This is a genomic window from Pseudomonas sp. CBZ-4 (genome assembly GCF_000346755.1).
GTDB lineage: Bacteria > Pseudomonadota > Gammaproteobacteria > Pseudomonadales > Pseudomonadaceae > Aquipseudomonas.
The window spans coordinates 1-23,163 of record NZ_ANNV01000150.1 but is presented as its reverse complement, the minus strand read 5'-3'; the positions used below and the strand labels follow the sequence as shown (position 1 = coordinate 23,163).

The 23,163-nt window shown below is 61.5% G+C and carries 23 protein-coding genes; 13 read left to right on the top strand and 10 right to left on the bottom strand.

The genetic code is table 11. The features are described from left to right. Positions 1 to 2: 2 nt before the first annotated feature. A complete protein-coding gene (gene arfB, locus B348_RS0120775) occupies positions 3 to 416 on the top strand; it encodes an alternative ribosome rescue aminoacyl-tRNA hydrolase ArfB (protein WP_017737978.1) in 414 nt (137 codons plus the stop codon). Here the strand turns inward: arfB and B348_RS0120770 are convergent. From B348_RS0120770 to B348_RS0120755, 3 genes are all read right to left on the bottom strand, one after another. Beyond that, the gene (locus tag B348_RS0120770) at positions 413 to 1,609 is read right to left on the bottom strand and encodes an MFS transporter (RefSeq protein WP_017737977.1); all 1,197 of its coding nucleotides are present in this window, start codon (positions 1,607 to 1,609) and stop codon (positions 413 to 415) included. The two genes, arfB and B348_RS0120770, sit on opposite strands and share 4 nt — an antisense overlap. Positions 1,610 to 1,713: 104 nt before the next feature. Then, positions 1,714 to 1,884 carry a hypothetical protein gene (locus B348_RS1000000131795; RefSeq protein ID WP_017737976.1) on the bottom strand — a complete coding sequence of 57 codons (171 nt, stop codon included), beginning with the start codon at positions 1,882 to 1,884 and terminating at the stop codon, positions 1,714 to 1,716. A 362-nt stretch (positions 1,885 to 2,246) separates the two neighbouring features. Then, entirely contained in the window at positions 2,247 to 2,558 is a 312-nt protein-coding gene (locus tag B348_RS0120755) for a DUF962 domain-containing protein (protein ID WP_026136947.1), read from the bottom strand. A gap of 162 nt (positions 2,559 to 2,720) precedes the next feature. Between B348_RS0120755 and B348_RS0120750 the strand changes: the two genes are divergently transcribed. Then, complete coding sequence (locus B348_RS0120750) at positions 2,721 to 3,779, top strand: AraC family transcriptional regulator (protein ID WP_026136946.1); 1,059 nt, start codon at positions 2,721 to 2,723, stop codon at positions 3,777 to 3,779. On the opposite strand, the gene B348_RS0120745 is transcribed toward B348_RS0120750, so the two are convergent. From B348_RS0120745 to B348_RS0120735, 3 genes are all read right to left on the bottom strand, one after another. Continuing rightward, positions 3,736 to 5,190, bottom strand: a complete 1,455-nt coding sequence (locus B348_RS0120745) for a TrkH family potassium uptake protein (protein ID WP_017737972.1) — start codon at positions 5,188 to 5,190, stop codon at positions 3,736 to 3,738. The two genes, B348_RS0120750 and B348_RS0120745, sit on opposite strands and share 44 nt — an antisense overlap. Positions 5,191 to 5,439: 249 nt before the next feature. Next, positions 5,440 to 6,783: an imelysin family protein gene (locus B348_RS0120740; RefSeq protein ID WP_017737971.1), complete on the bottom strand. Its 1,344-nt coding sequence runs from the start codon at positions 6,781 to 6,783 to the stop codon at positions 5,440 to 5,442. 126 nt (positions 6,784 to 6,909) lie between these two features. Further along, positions 6,910 to 8,961, bottom strand: coding sequence for a bifunctional diguanylate cyclase/phosphodiesterase (locus B348_RS0120735; RefSeq protein WP_017737970.1), 2,052 nt, complete (start codon positions 8,959 to 8,961; stop codon positions 6,910 to 6,912). Positions 8,962 to 9,146: 185 nt separating this feature from the next. Here B348_RS0120735 and B348_RS1000000131790 point away from each other — a divergent pair, with 185 nt between their 5' ends. Further along, entirely contained in the window at positions 9,147 to 9,323 is a 177-nt protein-coding gene (locus B348_RS1000000131790; RefSeq protein ID WP_177325346.1) for a hypothetical protein, read from the top strand. A gap of 122 nt (positions 9,324 to 9,445) precedes the next feature. Here the strand turns inward: B348_RS1000000131790 and B348_RS0120730 are convergent, their stop codons facing one another. The 4 genes from B348_RS0120730 to B348_RS0120715 all read right to left on the bottom strand — a co-directional run bounded on the left by B348_RS0120730 (position 9,446) and on the right by B348_RS0120715 (position 11,600). Further along, positions 9,446 to 9,670, bottom strand: coding sequence for a hypothetical protein (locus B348_RS0120730; protein WP_026136945.1), 225 nt, complete (start codon positions 9,668 to 9,670; stop codon positions 9,446 to 9,448). A 148-nt stretch (positions 9,671 to 9,818) separates the two neighbouring features. Then, positions 9,819 to 10,415: a superoxide dismutase gene (locus B348_RS0120725; protein ID WP_016975406.1), complete on the bottom strand. Its 597-nt coding sequence runs from the start codon at positions 10,413 to 10,415 to the stop codon at positions 9,819 to 9,821. Positions 10,416 to 10,593: 178 nt separating this feature from the next. Continuing rightward, positions 10,594 to 11,193, bottom strand: coding sequence for a LysE/ArgO family amino acid transporter (locus B348_RS0120720; RefSeq protein ID WP_017737968.1), 600 nt, complete (start codon positions 11,191 to 11,193; stop codon positions 10,594 to 10,596). A 5-nt stretch (positions 11,194 to 11,198) separates the two neighbouring features. Next, the gene (locus B348_RS0120715; RefSeq protein WP_017737967.1) at positions 11,199 to 11,600 is read right to left on the bottom strand and encodes an ACT domain-containing protein; all 402 of its coding nucleotides are present in this window, start codon (positions 11,598 to 11,600) and stop codon (positions 11,199 to 11,201) included. Positions 11,601 to 11,698: 98 nt separating this feature from the next. Between B348_RS0120715 and B348_RS0120710 the strand changes: the two genes are divergently transcribed. From B348_RS0120710 to B348_RS0120665, 10 genes are all read left to right on the top strand, one after another. Further along, positions 11,699 to 12,592 (top strand): LysR family transcriptional regulator ArgP, encoded by an 894-nt coding sequence (locus tag B348_RS0120710; RefSeq protein WP_017737966.1) that lies wholly within the window; start codon positions 11,699 to 11,701, stop codon positions 12,590 to 12,592. Positions 12,593 to 12,644: 52 nt separating this feature from the next. Next, positions 12,645 to 13,643, top strand: coding sequence for an NAD(P)-dependent oxidoreductase (locus tag B348_RS0120705; protein WP_017737965.1), 999 nt, complete (start codon positions 12,645 to 12,647; stop codon positions 13,641 to 13,643). 114 nt (positions 13,644 to 13,757) lie between these two features. Further along, positions 13,758 to 14,603 (top strand): ATPase, encoded by an 846-nt coding sequence (locus tag B348_RS0120700; RefSeq protein ID WP_017737964.1) that lies wholly within the window; start codon positions 13,758 to 13,760, stop codon positions 14,601 to 14,603. Positions 14,604 to 14,860: 257 nt separating this feature from the next. Next, complete coding sequence (locus B348_RS0120695) at positions 14,861 to 16,120, top strand: AGE family epimerase/isomerase (protein ID WP_017737963.1); 1,260 nt, start codon at positions 14,861 to 14,863, stop codon at positions 16,118 to 16,120. Positions 16,121 to 16,224: 104 nt separating this feature from the next. Continuing rightward, positions 16,225 to 17,511 (top strand): ABC transporter substrate-binding protein, encoded by a 1,287-nt coding sequence (locus B348_RS0120690; RefSeq protein ID WP_017737962.1) that lies wholly within the window; start codon positions 16,225 to 16,227, stop codon positions 17,509 to 17,511. A 166-nt stretch (positions 17,512 to 17,677) separates the two neighbouring features. Continuing rightward, positions 17,678 to 18,586, top strand: coding sequence for a carbohydrate ABC transporter permease (locus B348_RS0120685; RefSeq protein ID WP_026136944.1), 909 nt, complete (start codon positions 17,678 to 17,680; stop codon positions 18,584 to 18,586). Then, on the top strand, positions 18,579 to 19,424 hold the full coding sequence (locus B348_RS0120680; RefSeq protein ID WP_017737960.1) for a carbohydrate ABC transporter permease: 846 nt from the start codon (positions 18,579 to 18,581) through the stop codon (positions 19,422 to 19,424). Before B348_RS0120685 ends, B348_RS0120680 begins: the two co-directional genes overlap by 8 nt. Positions 19,425 to 19,426: 2 nt before the next feature. Next, positions 19,427 to 20,590, top strand: a complete 1,164-nt coding sequence (locus tag B348_RS0120675) for an ABC transporter ATP-binding protein (RefSeq protein WP_017737959.1) — start codon at positions 19,427 to 19,429, stop codon at positions 20,588 to 20,590. 133 nt (positions 20,591 to 20,723) lie between these two features. Beyond that, a complete protein-coding gene (locus tag B348_RS0120670) occupies positions 20,724 to 22,070 on the top strand; it encodes a carbohydrate porin (RefSeq protein WP_017737958.1) in 1,347 nt (448 codons plus the stop codon). A 198-nt stretch (positions 22,071 to 22,268) separates the two neighbouring features. Beyond that, complete coding sequence (locus tag B348_RS0120665; RefSeq protein WP_017737957.1) at positions 22,269 to 23,114, top strand: D-hexose-6-phosphate mutarotase; 846 nt, start codon at positions 22,269 to 22,271, stop codon at positions 23,112 to 23,114. Positions 23,115 to 23,163: the final 49 nt, after the last annotated feature.

Genomic DNA, 23,163 nt, shown 5'->3' with positions numbered 1-23,163 from the left:
TGATGCTGGTGATTTCCAACAATGTGCAGCTGCCGGATGCCGAGATCGAGCTGACCGCGATTCGCGCCCAGGGCGCCGGTGGGCAGAACGTCAACAAGGTGTCGAGCGCGGTGCACCTGCGGTTTGATATTCCGGCGTCGTCGCTGCCTGAGTTCTACAAGGAGCGGCTGCTGGCGCTGCGCGACAGTCGCATCACCAGCGAGGGTGTGCTGGTGCTCAAGGCCCAGCAATATCGGACCCAGGAGCAGAATCGCGCGGATGCGCTGGAGCGCCTGGTGGAGCTGATCCTCAGTGCCACCAAGGTCGAGAAGAAGCGCCGTCCGACCAAGCCCACCCTGGGCTCGAAAAAACGCCGGCTGGAATCCAAGACCAAACGCGGCAGCATCAAGGCCGGGCGCGGCAAGGTCGACTTCTAGTCACCGCGCGCCTCACGGGCCTTGGGCGCTTGCCGGTACAGGTAGACGCTCAGCAGCAAACCACCGAGGGCGGCGAGGGCGGCGAACAGGAAGATCGACGCAAAGCCGAACCCTGCCGCCACCGCCCCGGCCAACGGGCCGGTGATCCCCAACGACAAGTCGATGAACAGCGAGTAAGCCCCCACCGCCGAGCCACGGCTGGACGCCGGCACCAGGTTGACCGCCTCGACGCCCAGCGCCGGAAACACCAGGGAAAAGCCAAACCCGCTCAAGGCCGCGCCGGCCAGGGCCAGGTTGGCGTCCGGCCCCAGCCACAACAGCAGCAGGCCGAGGATTTCCACGGACAGGCAGGCAATCGCCACGCGAAAGCCGCCGATCCGGTTGATCAGGTTGCCAAACAGCAGGCGTGCGCCGATAAAACTGGCGCCGAACAGGCTCAGGGCCCACACGGCGTTGTCCCAGTGCTGGGTGGTGTAATACAGGGTGATAAAGGTGGCGATGGTGCCGAAGCCGATGGAGCCCAGCGCCAACGCACAACCGTGGGGCAACACGCGGCCCAGCACATTCATGAAGGGCAGGCGCACGCCAGCGACGATGGGCGCGGGCTCCTTCTTCCAGGCCAGTAGCAGGCCGATGATCGCCAGCAGGATGATGCTGACGCCCATGCTCCACAGCCCGAGATGGCTGACCAGCAGCACCCCCAGCGGCGCGCCGACGGCGAGGGCGCCGTAGCTGGCGATGCCGTTCCAGGAAATGACCTTGGCCGTATTGGCCGCGCCGACACGGCCGATGCCCCAGCCGATGGCGCCCGAGCCGACCAGGCTCTCCGCGCTGCCCAAGACCAGGCGGCCAATCAACAGGCTACCGAGGCTGACGGCCGGCAAGCTGGCAAACCACGCCGCCAACAGCATGAACACGCCGCTCAAGCCGCAGCCCGCCAAGCCGATCACCACGGCGCGCTTGCTGCCCAGGTTGTCGATGATCTTGCCGGCGTACGGGCGGCTGAGCAGGGTGGCCAGGTATTGCACGCTGATCACCAACCCGGCAATCACGGCGCCGTAGCCCAGCGTGCTGTGGACATAGCCCGGCAATACGGCGAGGGGAATGCCGATATTCAGGTAGCCGATAAAGGTGAACAACACGATGGAAACAACTTGCAGCGTGACCGCCATGGGGCGCTGGGTATCTGGCATGGGAGAGGTCCACAGTCGCAGCAGGTAAAGATAGGCTGCTAATGATACCGGTGGTTGGGCGCGTGCAGGGCGGTAAATCGCAAAAACGTCAGATCAAAAAGACATCAGGGCTGGGCGGGGGCGAGCAGTTGAGTGGTGACCAGGGCGGCCAGGGCGTTTTCCTGGGTGCCGAAGCGCTGGAGCAGAAGGGCTTGTTTGTCCGCGCTGAGGCGGTTCCATACGTCGACCATCTGCAAGGCAGCGTCGAGCACGGCGGTGTCTGGGGTGTCGGTCATGGGGGTATCCAGGTCTGTTCAGGCAGTGTGGAAAGCGCTCAAAGCTGCGCTTTCCACACGGTCTGGTACGGCGTCAGTCCTGGCTTTCGCTGTCGACTGGTTTGGCTTCTTTGGCCTCAGGCTGTTTGTCGCTGGCCTGCTGCGGTGTTGGCTGCTCAGTTTCGTGCAGGCTTGGGAAGGGGAGATTAGGTATCTCGTGCATCGTCGTCGCTCCTCGCAAGGTCTGTTTTTTTCAATCGCAGGTGATTCCGCGCTCTCAAAAAGCCTTGGCAGGATACAGCACTGCAAATGACAAAAAGAATTTTATGTCGGCGGATGTCGGAACTTTCATTCTTTAACGCAAGTGACATGAGGTCACAGGGCTAGAACGGCACCTTGCCGAGGATCATGTCGCGATACATCACAAAATCCCCCAATAAGCTGTAGAACGGGTGCTTGAACGTCGCTGGACGGTTCTTTTCGAAGAAGAAGTGGCCGATCCAGGCAAAGCTGTAGCCGGCAATCGGTATGGCCAGCAGCAAGCCCAACGAACCGCGACCAATGGCGTAGGCCAGGAGGCCAATCACCAACGTGGTACCGATAAAGTGCAGGCGCCGGCAGGTGCTGTTGCCGTGCTCTTTCAGGTAATAGGGGTAGAACTCAGCGAAGCTATTGAATTGCTTGACGTTTTCCACGATGACCGGCCCTTTGATTGTTGTGCCGCCCAACAGATGTTCGGCGGGGAGCTTATTTGAGTCTAGAGTGATCAGTGGTAACAGCCAGTGACAATAGATGCCACTTTAGTATCCTTGGCTTTCCTGGCTGCCGTTTTAAGCCTGCTTTATTAAGAAGACGCCATGAGCGAACGAACAACTTCTGCAAGCTGGGCGATGGGGATAGTCAAGGCATTGGAGATGGACGGCCTGGATTGCCGAGCCTTGTTCAAGCAGCTGGGCCTGGACTACAGCGCCCTGAGCGATCCCGATGCGCGGTTCCCGCAAGACTCCATGACCCGCCTGTGGCAGCGGGCGGTGGAGCTGTCGGGCAACCCGGCGATTGGCTTGAACATGGGCAAAGTGGTGCGCCCTGCATCGTTTCATGTGGCGGGGTATGCACTGATGTCCAGCAACACGCTGGCCGAAGGCTTTATGCGCCTGGTGCGTTACCAGCGGATCATTGCGGAAAGCGCCGACCTGAGTTTCCGATTGTTGGCTGAAGGCTATGCGCTGATTCTGACGGTGCATGGCGATCATCTGCCACCCACCCGGCAAAGCGCCGAAGCCTCGCTGGCCAGCGCCCTGGCCCTGTGCGGCTGGCTGACCGGGCGCACCCTGGAGCCGCGCAAGGTGCTGTTGCAAGGCGATCAGCCAGCGGACCTGGCGCCCTATAAACAAGCGTTCCATGCGCCCCTGGAGTTCAACGCGCCGTATGACGCGCTGATTTTCGAGCGCGCCGACATGGATGCGCCGCTGCCCACCGCCAACGAAGCCATGGCGCTGCTGCATGATCGGTTTGCCGGGGAATACCTGGCACGCTTTTCGGAAAGCCGCGTGACCCACAAGGCGCGCCAGGTGCTGTGCCGCCTGCTGCCTCAGGGCGAGCCCAAGCGTGAGGTGGTGGCCCAGACCCTGCACCTGTCCCAGCGCACCTTGCAGCGGCGCTTGCAGGAGGAGGGCACCAGTTTCCAGACCTTGCTCGACGACACCCGTCGCGAACTGGCCGAGCAATACCTGGCGCAGCCGAGCATGACCTTGCTGGAAATTGCCTACCTGTTGGGGTTTGCCGATCCGAGCAACTTCTTCCGCGCGTTTCGCCGCTGGTTCGATGCCACGCCCGGCGAATACCGGGCGCGGTTGCTGGAAGCGACGGCGATCAGTGGCGCCAGAACGCCGGAATACACAGCACAAACACTGTAATGATCTCCAGCCGGCCCAGCAGCATGCCCAGCGACAGGATCCACTTGGCCGCGTCCGGCAGGCTGGCGAAGTTGCCGGCCGGGCCGATGGTTTCCCCCAGGCCCGGGCCGACGCCGGACACGGTGCTGGCGGCGCCGGTCAGCGCGGTCATCCAGTCCAGGCCGAGCAGCGACAGGGCCAGGGCGATGGCGCAGATGGTGATGGCGAAGAAAAACGAGAAGGTCAGGATCGAACGCACGATTTCTTCGTCGAGACGATGGCCGTTGTACTTCTGCTTGATCACCGCGCGGGGGTGAATCAGTTGGTTCAAGTTGGCCTTGAGCAGGATGTAGGCGACCTGGAAGCGGAAGATCTTGATCCCGCCGGCCGTGGAGCCCGAGCAACCGCCGATAAAGCCCAGGTAGAAAAACAGCATCAGTGAGAAGTTGCCCCACAGGCTGTAGTCCCCCAGTGCGAAGCCGGTGGTGGTGACCACCGAGGTCACGTTCAGCGCCACGTGGCGCAGGGCGTCCAGCCAATGCAGGTTGGTGGTCCACCAGTACCAGGTGCCGAGCACCAGCCAGGTCACCAGCAGCAAACCGAGCAAACCCTGCACCTGCTGGTCCTTGATCAATGCCTTGCGGTTGCCGCGCAACGTGGCGACATACAAGGTAAACGGCAAGCTGCCGAGGATCATCACCACCACGGCGACCCAATGCACCGCCGGTTGCTTCCAGTGGGCCAGGGATTCATCGGAGGTGGAAAAACCGCCGGTGGAAATCGCCGACATCGCATGGTTGATCGCATCGAACAACCCCATCCCGGCCCACCAGAACGCCAGGCTGCCAAGGATGGTGATGCCCACGTACGCCGCCACGATCAGCCGCGCCACCATGTGCGAGCGCGGCATGACCTTTTCCGAGCGGTCGGAGGATTCGGTCTGGAACAGACGCATGCCACCGATGCGCAGCAGCGGCAGGATCGCCACCGCCATGCCGATAAAGCCGATGCCCCCCAGCCAGTGCAGCAGCGAGCGCCACATCAGGATGCCCGGGGACATGCTGTCCAGCCCGCTCAATACGGTGGAGCCGGTGGCGGTGATGCCGGACATGCTTTCAAAGAACGAGTCGGTGTAGCTGATGTGCTGGGTCAGCAGGAACGGCAGCGCGGCAAAGATGCACACCACCACCCAGCTGGTGACGGTCAGCAGGTACATGTCCCGTGGACGCAGGTGCACGTGTTCGGGGCGCCCGGGGATGACCAGGGCCAGGCCGGCGAGAAAGGTGATCATGCTGGCCCACAGGAACGAAGGCAGGTCTTGGGTGCGTTCGAAGATCACCAGGGTGGCCATGGGCACGACCATGGCGATCGCGAGGGTGATCAGGAAGATGCCGATGATGAAACCGATGATGCGTAGGGTCGGCAACGCCATGAAGTGAGCTCGGGTGATTGGGCAGAGGCGCCATTCTACCTAGGGCGCAGAGCATGTAAACCGGGGCCGGAACGACGCAGGTCAACTGTGGGAGCTGGCTTGCCTGCGATAGCGGTGTATCAGTTGATAAAGGTGTGACTGACCCACCGCTATCGCAGGCAAGCCAGCTCCCACAGGTGTATGGGGTGGCTGAGAGTAGGCGCATAAAAAAGGCGACCCGAAGGTCGCCTTTTTTCAACTCGGCGTTGATCAGAACTCGTGATCAGCGTTATCCGGGTTCAGGTCGCTGATGCCCAGCTTGCCCGCAGCGGCTTCGATCGAACCGGTCTGCTTGACCAGTGCGGCGATGGCGTCGCGTACGATCTGGTTGCCCGCGTCGTTACCGGCGGCGATCAGCTGGTCGTAGTGCTCACCTTTGCCAGCGTGATCAACCATGACCTGGATCTTCGCTTCGGTCGCCGCCAGGTCAGCCTTCAAGGCGCTGTCGGCAGCCGGGTCGGCCTTGGCCACCAGGGACGACAGGCTGGCGCCGGTCATCTTGCTGCCGTCGGCGCGGGTGTACTCGCCCAGGTAGACGTTGCGGATGCCCTTGGCGTCGTAGAAGTGCGAGTTGTGGGTGTTGTCGCTGAAGCAGTCCTGCTCGTCTTCCGGCGAGTTGGCTTCCAGGGAAACCTTCATGCGCTCACCGGCCAGCTCGCCGAGGGACAGGCTGCCCATGCCGAACAGCATTTTGCGCAGGCCGTCGGTGGCAGGTTCTGCCTCCAGGGTGGCGCGGTAGTTGTCGGCGACGTTTGGCTTCCAGTTGCCGACCATTTCTTCGAGGTCGCTGACCAGCAGCTGGGTCACGGCGCTCAGGTAGGCGCGGCGACGCTCGTTGTGGCCGCCCGTGGCGCCGTCACCGGTCAGGTAGTCCGAGGCCGGACGGTTGCCGGCGCCAGGGCCGGTGCCGTTGAGGTCTTGGCCCCAGAGCAGGAACTCGATGGCGTGGTAGCCGGTGGCGACGTTGGCTTCGGAACCGCCCAGCTCATTGAGGCTGGCGAGTTTTTCCGGGGTGATTTCCTTCACATCGACTTTGTCTTCGCCGACCTGGATCTCGGTGTTGGCGATGATGTTGGCGGTGGCGCCCGGGTTGCCCAGGGCGTGTTCGTAGGACTTGTCGACGTAGTCGATCAGGCCTTCGTCCAGTGGCCAGGCGTTCACCTGGCCTTCCCAGTCGTCGATGATGGTGTTGCCGAAGCGGAACACTTCGCTCTGCAGGTATGGCACGCGGGCGGCAACCCAGGCGGCGCGGGCGGCTTTCAGGGTTTCGTCGCTGGGCTTGGCGAGGAACGCGTCGATCGCGGTTTGCAGGGTTTTTGCGGTGGATTCGGCGTCGCTGTAGACCGCGAACACCATGTCAGCGTAATGCGCGACCACCGCCTTGGCGGCTGCTTCGTCAACCTGGCCGGCAGGGGTGGCAGCCGCTGGAGCGGTAGTGCTGGCAGCCGGGGTCGGCGCCTGTGGCGCGGCGGCCTTGTCTTTACCTTCGCCGCAACCGGCGAGAGAAATGGCAATGGCCAGCAGACTGGCGGTGGCCAGGGGCATACGAATCATGGCGAACATCCTGCTTCGGTTGTTGATAGGGCGCGCGGGGGAGCGCAAAACTGCGACATAATGCGAAAGATTTGCATTTTGTGTAAAGGCTTAAACGCGGGAAATATTCAGTATCGTTTTCCCGGTTCAAAGAATCGCGGCGTTATTGCGCTCGGACTGTTTCAAAAAAGCCGCCAACTCCCGGGCCGGCAGCGGTTTGCTGTAGTGATAACCCTGCCCCTCGTGGCAGCCCTCGGAGATGATGTACGCCTCCTGCTCGGCGGTTTCCACGCCTTCGGCGATCACCTGCATGCCCAGGCTTTTGCCCAGCTGGATGATGGCTCGCACGATGGTGGCATCGTCGTCGTCATCCAGCAGGTCCTGGACGAAGCTCTTGTCGATCTTGATCTTGTCCAACGGCAGGCTTTTCAGGTAGCTGAGGGATGAATAGCCGGTGCCGAAGTCGTCGATGGCGATCAACGCCCCGGAGCGGCGCAGGCTCAGCAGGTGTTGGGCGGCGGTGCTGATGTCTTCCATCAGGCCGGTTTCGGTGACTTCCAGCTCCAGGCTGCGCGGCGGCAGGCGGTAGATCTGCATCAGGTTGTTGACCACCCGCGGCAGCTCGGTGTGGTGCAACTGCACGGTGGACAGGTTGACCGCCATGCGCAACTCGGTGAAACCCTGGTCATGCCATTCGCGCAACTGCCGGCAGGCCTGGTCCAACACCCATTCGCCAATCGCAATGATGGTGCCGTTCTGTTCGGCCAGCGGGATGAACAGGTCGGGCGGCACCAGGCCGTGCTCCGGGTGCTGCCAGCGGATCAGCGCTTCGACGCCCACCACGCGATGCTCGCGGTAGCTGATCTGCGGTTGGTACACCAGGTGAAACTGGTTGCGGCTCAGGGCGTCGCGCAGGTCTTTTTCCAGTTCGCGGCGGCGGCGCATTTCGCTGTCCACGCTGGCGATATAAAACTGGTAGCGATTGCGTGAGCGGCTCTTGGCCAGGGTCATGGTCTGCTCGGCTTTTTGCAGCAGCTTCTCGGTGCTGTCGCCGTCTTCCGGGAACAAGGTGATGCCGATGGTGGCGCGCAGGCGGATCTGCTCGCGGTCGAGGGCGAACTCCGCTTCCAGGTCGTCGAGGATGCTTTGCGCCAGTTCGGCGGCTTCGTAGGGCTGGTCGATGTCGGCTTGCACCAGGGCGAACTGGTCGCCCCCCAGGCGGGCCAGGGCGCCGAGGCGGCCACTGTGGGCGCGTAAACGGTCGGCCAGGGCCAGCAGCAGTTGGTCGCCGGCCTGGTAGGTGAACTGCTCGTTGACGCTTTTGAAGTCATCCAGGCCCACACACAGTACGGCCACGCGACGTTGCCGGCGGCCGGCGTCGATGAGGATCTTGTCCAGTTGCTCCTGCAGCTTCTGGCGATTGGGCAAACCGGTCAGGAAGTCATACTGCGCCATGCGCCGCAGGCTGCTCTCGGCCTCGTGACGCAGGTGGGTGTTGCGTTCAATGGATTCGAGCAACTGGTTGGCAGTGTTGATCCACAGTCCCAGTTCATTGCGCTCATGGCCCTTGAGCTGGGGGATCTTGTGTTCGCTGGGACGGTCCGGGTTGATCGACGTCAGGTGTTCGATAATCCGCGACAACGGCTTGGTCAGCAGCCAGTGATAGACCAGGTACAGCACCAGGCCCATGGCCAGGGCGCGCAGCACCCCGGAAATAAAGATGATCACCGAGCTGACAATAAAGCCCTTGCCGTAGGTGGCGGTGTCGAGGGTGATGCTCAAATCGCCGTAATACTCGCTGTACGGGCCTTTGCCGACCAGGGCAGTGGTGAACGTGCGTTCCTGGCCCAGAATCAGGTCGGTCAACCAGCGGCCGGGGGATTGCTGCAAGGCGCGGCTTTTTTCCGCAAGCATGGTTTCGTTGGGATGGCCGATGGACGCCATGCGCACGGCGTCGTCCTGGAACAGGCCCTCGATGACCTGCATGCCCATCTCGCGATCAAGGCTGTAGACGGCCTGGGTCGAGGGGTCGCGGAACATGTCGAGGATACGCTGGGCGTCGCTGGCCACGGCCTGGCGCGTCTTATAGGCGTCAAAAACGATCTGCGCCACGCTGAGCGCCACACCCACGACCAATGCCGAGAGCAGCACAACCCGTAGCAACTTCACCGACAAGCTGTTTTTGAGTTCCAGCTTCAAAGGGTTATTCCTTGTTCCATGCGGGTAGCCTCAATATGCCATGAGTATTGGCAATCTCGTGATGGCAGTCAAAGGGACATTCGGGCAATCACACAAACTTACGAAAGATGGAACCAGCTCCGTGAGATTTGCCACTGAGGCGACGAGAGGAATACACCTCTCGTTCTAATTCGGAGTATTGACTTATGTTGACGGCATTGGGTGTAGGTGGAGGAGCAGCGGCTGCTGCGGCATTGGCCCCCGTTGTACTGCCACTGGCTGGTCAAGCGGCGAGCATGGCGGTGGATGTTGCGAAACAAGCGGTGGGCGGTGTTTTAAACGCGGTGGGTGGTGCGACGAATCAGCAGCAAATCAAATTTTGATGGATGAGGCTTGCTGCTGACCTTGGAAGGGGGCGCAGGGTTGAATCTGCGTCACCTTTTCCTTCGTAACCCGCACGCCTGGACGGCCCAGGCATCAGGCGGGAGTACTGGCCACCTGGCGTTTACAGATTGAAGGTAATCGTCTGCTTTGCCTCTGCTGGCGGGCTGGCAAAATTCACGGGTTCGGTTGGCGAACCCGTGCTTTCACCCGCTATCTTTTTTGCTGCGGCATCTGCAAACGGTTGCAGCAGTGGCGCGATCGCCTTGACCACATCGCCCACCACAGGCAGCGCTGCCTTCAACAGGTCGCCGACGACAGGGAGTGCTGACAGTGCGTTTATAGTCATCGTAAATTCTCCGATACGTATATGGGATAAGTCTGTCTCGGTGAATGTGTGGTGGGAGAGATTGGCGAAGTTCCTGCGCAAGATGCGACATTCTGTAAGGCACAAAAAAGCCCGGCATTCGCCGGGCTCTTTCTACTGCAAGCGTTGCTTAGGCAGTGAAGGTCTTGCCTTCGAACTGCTCAGCCACGAACTTCCAGTTGACCAGGTTCCAGAACGCTTCCACATACTTTGGACGCACGTTGCGGTAGTCGATGTAGTAAGCGTGTTCCCAGACGTCGCAGGTCAGCAGCGGGGTATCGCCATTGGTCAGCGGGTTGCCGGCGCCGATGGTGCTGGCCAGGGCCAGGGAACCGTCAGCCTTTTTCACCAGCCAGCCCCAACCGGAACCGAAGGTGCCGACGGACGTCTTGGTGAACTCTTCCTTGAACTTGTCGAACGAACCGAACGCAGCGTTGATGGCTTCAGCCAGCGCGCCGGTTGGTTGGCCGCCGGCGTTTGGCGCCAGGCAGTTCCAGTAGAAGGTGTGGTTCCAGACCTGAGCGGCGTTGTTGAAGATGCCGCCCGAAGAAGACTTGACGATCTCTTCCAGGGTCTTGCCTTCGAACTCGGTGCCAGGCACCAGGTTGTTCAGGTTCACGACGTAGGTGTTGTGGTGCTTGTCGTGGTGGAATTCCAAGGTTTCCTTGGAAATGTGCGGCTGCAGGGCATCGTGTGCGTAGGGCAGCGGCGGCAATTCGAAAGCCATGATGATTCTCCTAATCAGGTCAGTTGCGGTGAGCGCAAGGCCGATCACGGGCGGCCAAACAAGCGCCGGGGAGTTTGTACTCTTTGCGGCGCAGGGGCAGGATCATAGCACCGGGGGTGCGGCAAAACCACGCAACAACTGTGTGGGATAGAGGTTCCAGAGCGTTTTGGAATATTCGTCAGGCGGCGATCAATTGATAGGCCACGCTGAACATCATTACCGCCACCAACAGGTCCAACAGGCGCCAAGTGGCCGGCCGCGCCAGCCACGGTGCCAGCCATGCCGCACCGAGGGCCAGGGTGGCGAACCACAGGAACGATGCACTGGCCGCCCCGGCCACGTAGGCGCCGGGCTCGGTTTGTTGTGCGCCGAGTGAGCCGATCAGCAGCACCGTGTCCAGATAGACGTGGGGATTGAGCAGCGTCACTGCCAAAGCGCTGAGCATCACGGCACGCAGTGAGCGGGTCTTCAGGTTGCCGCCTTGCTCCAGGCTCTGCCGGGAAAACGCCCGGCGCAGCGCCAGGGTGCCGTACCACAACAGGAACGCCGCGCCGCCCCAGCGGGCAATCGCCAGCAGCAGCGGGTTTTGCGCCAGCACCGTGGCCAGGCCGAACACCCCGGCGGCCACCAACAACGCATCGCACACCACGCACAACGCCGCCACGGGCAAGTGATGCTCACGGCGCAGGCTTTGCGCGAGGACAAAGGCGTTCTGGGTGCCGATGGCCATGATCAAACCGAGGGCCACCAACAGGCCGTTAACATAGCTTTGCCACATAGGATTTACTCCGCGCCTGCCGCCAGTTGCCGCAGTACTTGCATCGCGCGTTCAGCATCGGCGCGGCCAACGAACAGGTGATCGTGGTAATAACCGGCAATCACATTGCAACTGATGCCGGCCTGGCCCAGTGCACTGGCGAACGCGGCGGTGAGGCCCACGGCTTCCAGGGCCGAATGCACGTTCAGGGTGATCCACGCGGCGACGTAGTCGAAGGCCAGGCCCGCCTGTTCCGCCTGCTGGCGCTCGACGATGACCGTCAGGCCTTCCCTCTCGCGAAAGCTGCCGATCACTTCGCAACCCGTCGGGATACGCTGGTCGGGCAGGGTGCAGAACACATAATCGCCGTCATTCAGCTGCGGGCTCATGCTGCGTAGCAGGGTTGCCAGGGCGGTTTCGCCAGCCATGTGAAGTTCCTTGAATAGAGAGAAGCAATGCTGGTCATTCTCACGGGCTAAGCTGTATAAGAAAAACCAATATTGCTGATCGCTCATTAGAGAAACTGATGTTCGACTATAAATTGCTTTCCGCTCTGGCAGCGGTGGTGGAACAGGCCGGCTTCGAGCGCGGCGCCCAGGTGCTCGGGGTGTCGCAATCGGCGATCTCCCAGCGCATCAAATTGCTGGAGGCGCGCATCGGCCAACCGGTGCTGGTACGCGCCACGCCGCCGACGCCCACCGACATCGGCCGGCGCCTGCTCAACCATGTGCAGCAGGTGCGCCTGCTGGAGCGCGACCTGCAAAGCCAGGTGCCAGCGCTGGACGCAGAGGGCATGCCCGAACGCCTGCGCATCGCCCTGAATGCCGACAGCCTCGCCACCTGGTGGGCCGAGGCCGTCAGCGTGTTTTGTGCCGAGCAACACCTGTTGCTGGACCTGGTGGTAGAAGACCAGACCGTCGGCCTCAAGCGCATGCGTGCCGGCGAAGTGGCGGCGTGTATCTGCGCCAGCGAGCGTCCCGTGGCCGGGGCCCGCAGTTTGTTGCTCGGCGCCATGCGTTACCGTGCGCTGGCCAGTCCGGCCTTTATCGCCCGGCACTTTCCCGAGGGTGTACGCGCCGACCAACTCGCGCGCACGCCGGCATTGGTGTTTGGCCCGGATGATTTTCTGCAACATCGCTACCTCGCGTCTCTCGGCGTGGACGGCGGTTTCGAACACCATTTGTGCCCGTCGTCCGAAGGCTTTATCCGCCTCGCCGAGGCCGGGCTCGGCTGGGGCCTGGTGCCGGAATTGCAGGTGCGCGACCAACTGGAAAAGGGCGTGTTGGTGGAGTTGTTGCCAGATAAGCCCATCGACGTGCCGCTGTACTGGCATCATTGGCGCAGTGGCGGGCAACTGTTGGGCTTGTTGACCGACCATCTGGCCCAGGCGTGTGGCCAATGGTTGGTGCCGTTGGAGTGATGGCGCGCGTCAAGGCAACAGCGATGAAAAACGAAAGAGCACGGAGTAATACATGAAAATTCTGGTCACCGGCGCAAGCGGCTTCATTGGCGGGCGCTTTGCGCGTTTCGCCCTGGAGCAAGGCCTGGACGTACGGGTCAACGGGCGGCGTGCCGAAGGTGTGGAACACCTGGTCAGGCGCGGCGCCGAGTTTATCCAGGGTGATTTGAATGATGCCGACCTGGTGCGCGACCTGTGCCGCGACGTCGAAGCCGTGGTGCATTGCGCCGGCGCCGTGGGGCTGTGGGGCAAGTATCAGGACTTCCATCAAGGCAATGTGCTGGTGACCGAGAATGTCGTCGAGGCCTGCCTTAAACAGCGGGTCGGACGCTTGGTCCACCTGTCGTCGCCGTCGATCTACTTTGACGGCCGCGACCATCTGGGCCTGACCGAAGAGCAAGTGCCCAAGCGCTTCAAGCATCCTTATGCGGCGACCAAATACCTGGCCGAGCAAAAAGTCTTTGGTGCGCAGGAATTCGGCCTTGAAGTGCTGGCCCTGCGCCCGCGCTTTGTCACCGGCGCCGGTGACATGAGCATCTTCCCGCGCCTGCTGAAGATGCAGCGCAAGAACCGCCTGGCCATCGTCGGCGACGGTTTGAACAAAGTCGATTTCACCAGCGTGCACAACCTCAACGAAGCCTTGCTCAGCAGTTTGCTCGCCACCGGCTCGGCGTTGGGCAAGGCCTACAACATCAGCAACGGCACCCCGGTGCCCGTGTGGGATGTGGTGAACTACGTGATGCGCCAAATGGAATTGCCGCAGGTGAAACGTTACCGGTCCTACGGCTTGTCCTACAGCGTGGCGGCGCTCAATGAAGCATTCTGTGCGATGTGGCCGGGGCGCCCGGAGCCGGCGCTGTCGCGTTTGGGCATGCAGGTGATGAACAAAGATTTCACCCTCGATATCAGCCGTGCCAGGCATTATCTGGACTACGAGCCCAAGGTCAGCCTGTGGACCGCCCTCGACGAGTTTTGCAGCTGGTGGAAGGCCCAGGATCCGGGGCTGAAATAAGGTCACAACAGGCAACACATCGGGAACCGAATTCGTGGTTCCGGGTCGATCAGAGCAACAGGACAGCGGTTTATACTCCCGCCGCTCGCCACCTCACCGATTCAGGGTTGATTCATGCGTAACGATGCCAAAGACGATTTCGACAACGTTCCCAGCCTGCGGGCCGACCTGGGGGATGACGACGATTTCGAACCTACCCCCGCCACGTCGGTGCGCTCGCGCAGCACGCCGGTGGTCAAGGTCAAGAGCGCCAGCACCGGGCCATTGTGGGCCTTGGTCGGCGCCTTGTTGATCGCCTTTGCCGGCCTGGCCTGGTGGAGCTTCCAGCAGATCTCCCTGATGGGCCAGCAACTGGTCGCGACCCAGGAAAGCTTTGCGCGCATCAGCGAAGAAGCGGCGGGGCGCCTGCAGGATATTTCCGGCAAGGTCGTCGCCAGTGAAGCCAGTGTGAACAACGGCAGCGAAGCGCTGAAGTTGCAGATCCGCCAGTTGGAAACCCAGTTGCTCGAACAGGGCAAGCAACAGGTTGGCGTGGCCGGCCAGGCCACCGAGCTGGACAAGCGCTTGGCACAGATGAGCGCCAGCACCACCGAGCTGTCGAGTGCCAACAGCAAGCTGCAAGGCCAGGTCCAGGCCCTGACCGACGCCGTGGCCACCCTGAAAGCGGCGCAAGGTGATGCGGCCAGGCGCGATGCCGAATTCAAGGAGCTGGTGGCCGATGTGGCCGCGCTGAAGAAGCAAGGCAACCCCAGTGCGGCCATTGCCCGTCTGGAGCAGGACCTGGTGGTGCTCAAGAGCGCCCAGGACAACCAGCCGGCCAACAGCGATGCGCCGACCAACAAGGAGTTCGATGTGTTCCGCATCCAGACCACCCGCAACATCACCACGTTGCAGAGCCAGGTGCAGAACCTGCACCAACGGCTCAGTGAGCCGGCGAAGGTCATTCCGCTGAGCCAGTGATCACCTGCCAGCAGGTGCTCAACCTGTTGGAGCGGGCTTGTGTGGGAGCTGGCTTGCCTGCGATGGCGGTGGGTCAGTCAGCACATTGGATCCTGATAGACCGCTATCGCAGGCAAGCCAGCTCCCACAGTTGTATTGGGGTCGAGAGTTGAAGAAGTGTCACTGCTTGGTGACATTTCCCATCCCCTTCGTTACTTGCCCCCCGGGCCCCCTTGTTTAGACTCCGGTCATCCCACAAACAATAATAAGGGCCACCCATGACCACCCAACCTCTGCCTGCCAGCAGTTGGCTGAACGCGCCTGCCCATCACGCCTGGCTGGCGGCCGAAGGCCAGCGCCTGCTGGCCTTCGCCAAGGCTTCGCGACTGCCCGACGGTTTCGGCAACCTGGACGAAAAAGGCCAGTTGCCAGCCGATGCCCACGGCGAAACCATGAACACCGCCCGCATGACCCACAGCTTCGCCATGGCCCACGCCCTGGGGGTGCCGGGTTACGCCGACCTGGTCGCCCACGGTGTCACCGCCCTCAGCGGGCCCTTAAAGGATGCTGAACATGGTGGCTGGTTTGCCACGCCCCACGCCCTCGACGGCAACCGTGGCAAGGCCGCGTACCTGCACGCCTTCGTGGCGCTGGCCGCCAGCTCTGCGGTAGTCGCTGGCGCGCCCGGTGCACAGAACCTGCTCAACGACGCCATCCATATCATCGACCAGTTCTTCTGGAGTGAAGAAGAAGGCGTGATGCTCGAATCCTTCGCCCAGGACTGGAGCGGGGTCGAAGCCTATCGCGGTGCCAACAGCAACATGCACGCCACCGAGGCGTTCCTCGCCCTGGCCGATGTGACCGGTGAAACACGCTGGCTGGACCGCGCGCTGCGGATCGTCGAGCGGGTGATCCACACCCACGCTGCCGCCAACCAATTCATGGTGATCGAGCATTTCGACAACCAATGGCAACCCCAACTCGACTACAACCAAGACAACCCCGCCGACGGCTTCCGCCCCTACGGCATCACCCCCGGCCACGGTTTTGAGTGGGCGCGGCTGGTGCTGCACCTGGAAGCCGCGCGCCGACAAGCCGGGCTGGTCACGCCGGATTGGCTGTTGACCGACGCCAAGGGCCTGTTCGCCAGCGCGTGTGAATACGCCTGGGCCGTCGATGGTGCCCCCGGCATCGTCTATACCCTCGACTGGAACCACCGCCCGGTGGTGCGTGAGCGCCTGCACTGGACCCACGCCGAAGCCAGCGCCGCCGCCCAGGCCTTGCTCAAACGCACCGGTGAGTTGCACTACGAAACCTGGTATCGGCGCGTCTGGGAATTCTGCGAAACCCATTTCATCGACCGCATCCACGGCAGCTGGCACCACGAACTCAGCCCGCACAACCAGCCCAGCAGCACCATCTGGGGCGGCAAGCCGGACCTGTACCATGCCTGGCAAGCGGTGGTGCTGCCTGCGCTACCCTTGGCACCCAGCATGGCCAGTGCCATCGGGGATGGGCGCTATGTCACCAGCTGGTGACATTTGTACGTCCCTTTGTTACCTGCGCCGCAAAAATCCATGTTTAAACTCCGTGCAGCGCAAGCTCTAGACTTGCATGCATAACAACAAAAAAAGGTACTCAGATGAACGCGATTAATCGCCTCGCCGTCGCTATTTCCATTGCCTCGTTGTTTCCCCTCACTGCATTTGCCGCCGACTCCAAAGGCACGGTCGAAGTGGTGCATTGGTGGACCTCTGGCGGTGAAAAGGCGGCTGTAGATGTCCTGAAGGCCCAAGTCGAGAAAGACGGTTTCACCTGGAAAGACGGCGCCGTTGCCGGTGGCGGTGGTGCCACGGCCATGACCGTGCTGAAAAGCCGCGCAGTTGCCGGCAACCCACCCGGCGTTGCCCAGATCAAAGGCCCCGATATCCAGGAATGGGCGTCCACCGGCCTGCTCGACACCGACGTGCTCAAAGACGTCGCCAAAGAAGAAAAGTGGGACTCCCTGCTCGACAAGAAAGTCTCCGATACCGTGAAGTTCGACGGTGACTACGTCGCCGTACCGGTCAACATCCACCGCGTGAACTGGCTGTGGATCAATCCGGAAGTCTTCAAGAAAGCCGGGATCACCAAGAACCCGACCACCCTCGAAGAATTCTACGCCGCCGGCGACAAGCTCAAAGCCGCGGGCTTCATCGCGCTCGCCCACGGTGGCCAGCCTTGGCAGGACAGCACTGTATTCGAAGCTGTCGTCCTCTCGGTGATGGGTGCCGATGGCTACAAGAAAGCCCTGGTGGACCTGGACAACGCCGCGCTGACCGGCCCGGAAATGGTCAAGTCCCTCACCGAGCTGAAAAAAGTCGCGACCTATATGGACGTTGACGGCAAAGGCCAGGACTGGAACCTCGAAGCGGGCAAAGTCATCAACGGCAAGGCCGGCATGCAGATCATGGGTGACTGGGCCAAGTCCGAATGGACCGCCGCGAAGAAAGTCGCTGGCAAGGACTACGAGTGCGTAGCCTTCCCGGGAACCGACAAGGCGTTCACCTACAACATCGACTCCCTGGCGGTGTTCAAGCAGAAAGACAAAGGCACTGCTGCCGGCCAGCAGGACATTGCCAAAGTCGTGCTGGGTGAAAACTTCCAGAAAGTGTTCAGCATCAACAAAGGCTCGATCCCTGTTCGTAACGACATGCTCCATGAAATGGACAAGCTCGGCTTCGACTCCTGCGCCCAGACCGCTGCCAAGGACTTCCTCGCGGATGCCAAGACTGGCGGCCTGCAACCAAGCATGGCGCACAACATGGCCACCAACCTGGCGGTGCAAGGTGCGTTCTTTGACGTCGTGACCAACTTCCTCAACGACCCGAAAGCCGACCCGGCCGACACCGCCAAGAAGCTGGGCGCTGCGATCAAGTCTGCCAAGTAACGTCTGGTACCGGCTTTCTGTGGGAGCCGGGCTTGCCCGCGATGCAGGCACCTCGGTGTATCGGTTACACCGAGGTGACGCCATCGCAGGCAAGCCAGCTCCCACATAAGCCGCGTTCCATCAGAGAGTCACCCTGTAGTCCTTTTTCCCTGTATTGGATTTCCCCATGAGTTCTGTTGCTGTGTTCAGCAAAGCCTCGCCGTTCGATGCACTGCAGCGCTGGCTACCGAAATTGGTGCTGGCGCCAAGCATGTTCATCGTGTTGGTGGGCTTCTACGGCTACATCCTGTGGACGTTTGTGCTGTCGTTCACCACGTCCACCTTCCTGCCCAGCTACAAGTGGGCGGGCCTGGCGCAATACGAGCGCCTGTTCGACAACGACCGCTGGTGGGTGGCGAGCAAGAACCTGGCGCTGTTTGGCGGCATGTTTATCGGCATCACGTTGGTGATCGGTGTACTGCTGGCGGTGTTCCTCGACCAGCGTATCCGTCGCGAAGGCTTTATCCGCACCATTTACCTGTACCCGATGGCGCTGTCGATGATCGTCACCGGTACGGCCTGGAAATGGCTGCTCAACCCGGGCATGGGCCTGGACAAACTCCTGCGGGACTGGGGCTGGGAAGGCTTCCGTCTCGACTGGCTGATCGACCCGGATCGCGTGGTCTACTGCCTGGTGATCGCCGCTGTGTGGCAAGCCTCGGGCTTTATCATGGCGATGTTTCTCGCCGGCCTGCGTGGGGTTGATCAGTCGATCATCCGCGCCGCGCAGATCGACGGTGCCAGCCTGCCGCGCATCTACTGGAGCGTGGTGCTGCCAAGCCTGCGCCCGGTGTTCTTCAGTGCGGTGATGATCCTCGCGCACATTGCGATCAAGAGCTTCGACCTGGTGGCGGCGATGACCGCCGGTGGCCCGGGCTATTCGTCCGACCTGCCGGCGATGTTCATGTATTCGTTCACCTTCAGCCGTGGCCAGATGGGCATGGGCTCGGCCAGTGCCATCCTGATGCTCGGTGCGATCCTCGCGATCATCGTGCCTTACCTCTACTCCGAGCTGAGGACCAAACGTAATGACTAGTCTCGCCTCCAAACCTGCCATCAGCCTGAGTCGCATCGCGATCTACGCGGTGCTGATCCTCGCCGTGCTGCTGTACCTGGTGCCGCTGGTGGTGATGCTGCTCACCAGCTTCAAGACCCCGGATGACATCAGCAACGGCAACCTGCTGAGCTGGCCGACCGTGGTCACCGGCATCGGCTGGGTCAAGGCCTGGGCCACGGTGGACGGTTACTTCTGGAACTCGATCAAGATCACCGTTCCGGCCGTACTGATCTCCACCGCCATCGGCGCGTTGAACGGCTATGTGCTGTCGTTCTGGCGCTTCAAAGGTTCGCAGTTGTTCTTCGGCCTGCTGTTGTTCGGCTGCTTCCTGCCGTTCCAGACCGTGCTGCTGCCGGCGTCGTTCACCCTGGGCAAGATGGGCCTGGCCAGCACCACCACCGGCCTGGTGTTTATCCATGTGGTCTACGGCCTGGCGTTCACCACGCTGTTCTTCCGTAACTACTACGTGAGCATTCCCGATGCACTGGTGAAGGCCGCACGCCTGGATGGCGCAGGATTTTTCACTATCTTTCGTCGAATCATCCTGCCGATGTCCACCCCGATCATCATGGTCTGCCTGATCTGGCAATTTACCCAGATCTGGAACGACTTCCTGTTCGGTGTGGTGTTCTCCAGTGGCGACTCGCAGCCCATCACGGTGGCGCTGAACAACCTGGTCAACACCAGCACCGGGGCCAAGGAATATAACGTGGATATGGCAGCGGCGATGATCGCCGGGTTGCCGACCCTGCTGGTCTATGTGATCGCAGGCAAGTATTTCGTGCGCGGCCTCACGGCCGGCGCGGTCAAGGGGTAATCATGGCTACGCTTGAACTTCGCAATGTAAACAAGACCTATGGCCCCGGCCTGCCCGACACCTTGAAGAATATCGAGCTGTCGATCAAGGAAGGCGAATTCCTGATCCTGGTCGGCCCTTCGGGTTGCGGCAAATCCACGCTGATGAACTGCATCGCTGGCCTGGAGACCATCACCGGCGGCGCGATCATGATCGGCGATCAGGACGTCAGCGGCATGAGCCCCAAGGATCGCGACATCGCCATGGTGTTCCAGTCCTACGCGCTGTACCCGACCATGAGCGTGCGCGAAAACATCGAGTTCGGCCTGAAAATTCGCAAGATGCCCCAGGCTGACATCGACACCGAAGTGGCGCGCGTGGCCAAGCTGTTGCAGATCGAACACCTGCTCAACCGCAAGCCGGGCCAGCTGTCCGGTGGCCAGCAACAACGTGTGGCCATGGGCCGCGCCCTGGCACGCCGGCCGAAGATCTACCTGTTCGACGAACCGCTGTCCAACCTCGACGCCAAGCTGCGCGTCGAGATGCGCACCGAAATGAAACTGATGCACCAGCGTCTGAAAACCACCACCGTCTACGTCACCCACGACCAGATCGAAGCGATGACCCTGGGCGACAAAGTGGCGGTGATGAAGGATGGCATCATCCAGCAGTTCGGCACGCCGAAAGACATCTACAACAACCCGGCCAACCAGTTCGTGGCGAGCTTTATCGGCTCGCCGCCGATGAACTTCGTGCCCCTGCGCCTGCAGCGCAAGGACGGTCGCCTGGTGGCCCTGCTCGACAGCGGCCAGGCCCGCTGCGAGCTGGCGCTGAACGTGACCGATGCCGGCCTGGAAGACCGCGACGTGATCCTCGGCCTGCGCCCGGAGCAAATCATGCTGGCGGCGGGCGAGGGTGACAGTGCGTCGAGCATTCGTGCCGAAGTGCAGGTCACCGAGCCGACCGGCCCGGACACCCTGGTCTTCGTGCAGCTCAATGACACCAAGGTCTGCTGCCGCCTGGCACCCGACGTGGCACCGCAGGTGGGCGAGACCCTGACCCTGCAATTCGATCCATCCAAGGTGTTGCTGTTCGACGCCAATACCGGTGAGCGTCTGGGCACTGTGCAGTCACAGCCTACTCCTGTGGGAGCCGGGCTTGCCCGCGATGGCATCAGCGCGTTGTAACTGAAGGACCGAGTTGCCTGCATCGCGGGCAAGCCCGGCTCCCACAAAAGAAGATAAGTTGTTGTTTTAGATAAAAAAAGTAAACCGCGTTAGATAAAAACAGTTTAATAACAATAAAGACGAGGATGTAGGGATGAAAAAGCAACACAACACTACCCGGCTGATCTGCCAACTGTCAGCGGCAGCAGCCCTGGTTTTGTCCGCCAATGCGATGGCGGACGAAGCATTCAGCGCCGATTCCAAGTGGATGACCGGCGATTGGGGCGGCGAACGAACCAAGCTCATCGAGCAAGGTATCGATATCAAGGCTGACTACGTCGGCGAAATGGGCTACAACGCCCACGGCGGCTACAACACCGACAAGACCGGTCGCTACTCCGACCAGTTCGGCTTGGGCGTGGCGCTGGACCTGCAAAAACTGTGGGGCTGGGACAACACCCAGGCCAAGATCCAGTTGACCAACCGTAATGGCCAGAACATCTCCAACGACCGTATTGGCGACCCGCGTGCCGGCACGCTGAGTTCGTCGATGGAAGTCTACGGTCGTGGCCACATGGTGCGCCTGACCCAGTTCTGGATTCAGCACCAGATGTTCGACAACAAGCTGGACGTGAAACTCGGCTACTTCGGCGAAGGCGAAGATTTCAACACCTTCCCGTGCGACTTCCAGAACCTGTCGTTCTGCGGTTCCCAAGTCGGCAACTACGTGAGCACCTGGTACAACTGGCCGGTCAGCCAGGCGGCAATCCGCGTGAAGTACCACATCACGCCTGAGCTGTACGCACAAATCGGTGCGTACAACCAGAACCCGTCGCAGCTGGAGCACGGCAACGGCTTCAAGCTCAGCGGCAGCGGCACCAAGGGCACCGTGATCCCGGTGGAATTGGTCTGGTCGCCGAAGGTCAATAACCTGCCGGGCGAATACCGTGTGGGTTACTACAAAAGCGCCGCCGAGGCTTCTGACGTACGTGAAGACGTCAATGGCAACGATGCTGCGACCACGCGCGCGGACTACCGCACCCACAGCAGCAAAAAAGGCTACTGGTTCGTTGCACAGCAGCAACTCACCACCCATAACGGCGACGCTTCCCGTGGTCTGAACATCGCGGCCAACGCCACGTTCCACGACAAGGAAACCAACACCGTCGACAATTACCAGTCGCTGATGCTGGTGTACAAAGGTCCATTCGACGCGCGTCCAAAAGATGACGTCGGCATTGGCGCGGCGCGTCTGCACGTCAACAACGACGTGAAGAAAAACGCCGAGCTGCTCAACGCCTCCAACGGCGTGAGCGACTACGACAACCCGCTGTACACGCCGATCCGCGAGACCGAGTACAACTTCGAAATCAACTACGGTTTCCACGTCACCAACTGGCTGACCGTGCGTCCCAACCTGCAATACGTCGTGCAACCTGGCGGCGTGGATAAAGTCGACAACGCGCTGGTGGCTGGCCTGAAAATTCAGTCTACGTTCTAACGCTGTTGCGATAAGCTCCTTCTCTCTGTGCGCATTTTGCGGGTAGCCATGGCTATCCGCTTTTTTTTGGGGAAGGGGAGCACATCCCCTGTGGGAGCTGGCTTGCCTGCGATGCAGGCGACGCGGTGCAGCAGGCAAACCGCGTTGATGCCATCGCAGGCAAGCCAGCTCCCACAAAGACATTCAGGACTGTGGCAAATGCACGAGCAACCGCTGCAACGCTTTTTCAAATCCCTGCGTGAACAGCCAGTGTTCGCCTGGGAGCGCTTCCAGATGCGCGACGTATTGGTGATCGACCACCCGCTGTGCCAGGCAGTGTTCAGTCGCCAGGGCGCGCAACTGTTGCACTTTCAACCCACGGGGCAAAAACCCTGGCTGTGGTGCGCGGCGAAGTGGCCGCAAGTCGGCGCCATCCGCGGCGGCGTGCCGGTGTGCTGGCCGTGGTATGGCCGTCACCCCAGCGAAAACGCGTGGCCGTCCCATGGCTGGGCACGCTTGATCGACTGGAAACTGCTCGACAGCAGCACCGACGACGACGGCGTGCGTCTGCACTGGCAATTGCAGCTGTGCGACTGGCAGGTGGACCTGCACGCGCACCTGGGCGACACCCTGGAACTGCGCCTGAGCACCGAGCATCAGGACGAGCTGCCGTGCCAATTGAGCCATGCTTTGCATGCCTATTGGCGTATTGGTCACGTCGATGAGATAGCGCTGTCTGGGCTCGACGGAGCGCAGGGTTACGACCAACTCAGCCGCCAGGCTTGCCAGCAGGAAGGCGAGTTGCGGGTGGACGGTGGGTGCCAGCGGGTGTTCCAGCATGACGGTGAATTGCAGCTCAAGGACCACGCCTGGCAGCGCGAACTGTGCATCGACACCGGCGACAGCGCCGACACCGTGGTGTGGCATCCGGGCAGCCGACCGTTGTTGGGCGTGAGCTTCAACGAGGCGTCGGGGTTTGTGTGTGTGGAGTCGGCGATGGCCAGTGCAAGCCTGGCGCCGGGGGAGAGGGCGCATTTGAGTTTGCAGGCGCGGGCTGGGGTTTAGCGGTGTGGCTGCTGGCCCCATCGCGGGCAAGCCCGCTCCCACAGGGGAA

Coding starts and splice junctions, on each gene's coding strand:
- arfB (WP_017737978.1), top strand. CDS start 3: ATGCTGGTGATTTCCAACAATGTGCAGCTGCCGGATGCCGAGATCGAG.
- B348_RS0120770 (WP_017737977.1), bottom strand. CDS start 1,609: ATGCCAGATACCCAGCGCCCCATGGCGGTCACGCTGCAAGTTGTTTCC.
- B348_RS1000000131795 (WP_017737976.1), bottom strand. CDS start 1,884: ATGACCGACACCCCAGACACCGCCGTGCTCGACGCTGCCTTGCAGATG.
- B348_RS0120750 (WP_026136946.1), top strand. CDS start 2,721: ATGAGCGAACGAACAACTTCTGCAAGCTGGGCGATGGGGATAGTCAAG.
- B348_RS0120745 (WP_017737972.1), bottom strand. CDS start 5,190: ATGGCGTTGCCGACCCTACGCATCATCGGTTTCATCATCGGCATCTTC.
- B348_RS0120740 (WP_017737971.1), bottom strand. CDS start 6,783: ATGATTCGTATGCCCCTGGCCACCGCCAGTCTGCTGGCCATTGCCATT.
- B348_RS1000000131790 (WP_177325346.1), top strand. CDS start 9,147: ATGTTGACGGCATTGGGTGTAGGTGGAGGAGCAGCGGCTGCTGCGGCA.
- B348_RS0120730 (WP_026136945.1), bottom strand. CDS start 9,670: ATGACTATAAACGCACTGTCAGCACTCCCTGTCGTCGGCGACCTGTTG.
- B348_RS0120725 (WP_016975406.1), bottom strand. CDS start 10,415: ATGGCTTTCGAATTGCCGCCGCTGCCCTACGCACACGATGCCCTGCAG.
- B348_RS0120720 (WP_017737968.1), bottom strand. CDS start 11,193: ATGTGGCAAAGCTATGTTAACGGCCTGTTGGTGGCCCTCGGTTTGATC.
- B348_RS0120715 (WP_017737967.1), bottom strand. CDS start 11,600: ATGGCTGGCGAAACCGCCCTGGCAACCCTGCTACGCAGCATGAGCCCG.
- B348_RS0120710 (WP_017737966.1), top strand. CDS start 11,699: ATGTTCGACTATAAATTGCTTTCCGCTCTGGCAGCGGTGGTGGAACAG.
- B348_RS0120705 (WP_017737965.1), top strand. CDS start 12,645: ATGAAAATTCTGGTCACCGGCGCAAGCGGCTTCATTGGCGGGCGCTTT.
- B348_RS0120700 (WP_017737964.1), top strand. CDS start 13,758: ATGCGTAACGATGCCAAAGACGATTTCGACAACGTTCCCAGCCTGCGG.
- B348_RS0120695 (WP_017737963.1), top strand. CDS start 14,861: ATGACCACCCAACCTCTGCCTGCCAGCAGTTGGCTGAACGCGCCTGCC.
- B348_RS0120690 (WP_017737962.1), top strand. CDS start 16,225: ATGAACGCGATTAATCGCCTCGCCGTCGCTATTTCCATTGCCTCGTTG.
- B348_RS0120685 (WP_026136944.1), top strand. CDS start 17,678: ATGAGTTCTGTTGCTGTGTTCAGCAAAGCCTCGCCGTTCGATGCACTG.
- B348_RS0120680 (WP_017737960.1), top strand. CDS start 18,579: ATGACTAGTCTCGCCTCCAAACCTGCCATCAGCCTGAGTCGCATCGCG.
- B348_RS0120675 (WP_017737959.1), top strand. CDS start 19,427: ATGGCTACGCTTGAACTTCGCAATGTAAACAAGACCTATGGCCCCGGC.
- B348_RS0120670 (WP_017737958.1), top strand. CDS start 20,724: ATGAAAAAGCAACACAACACTACCCGGCTGATCTGCCAACTGTCAGCG.
- B348_RS0120665 (WP_017737957.1), top strand. CDS start 22,269: ATGCACGAGCAACCGCTGCAACGCTTTTTCAAATCCCTGCGTGAACAG.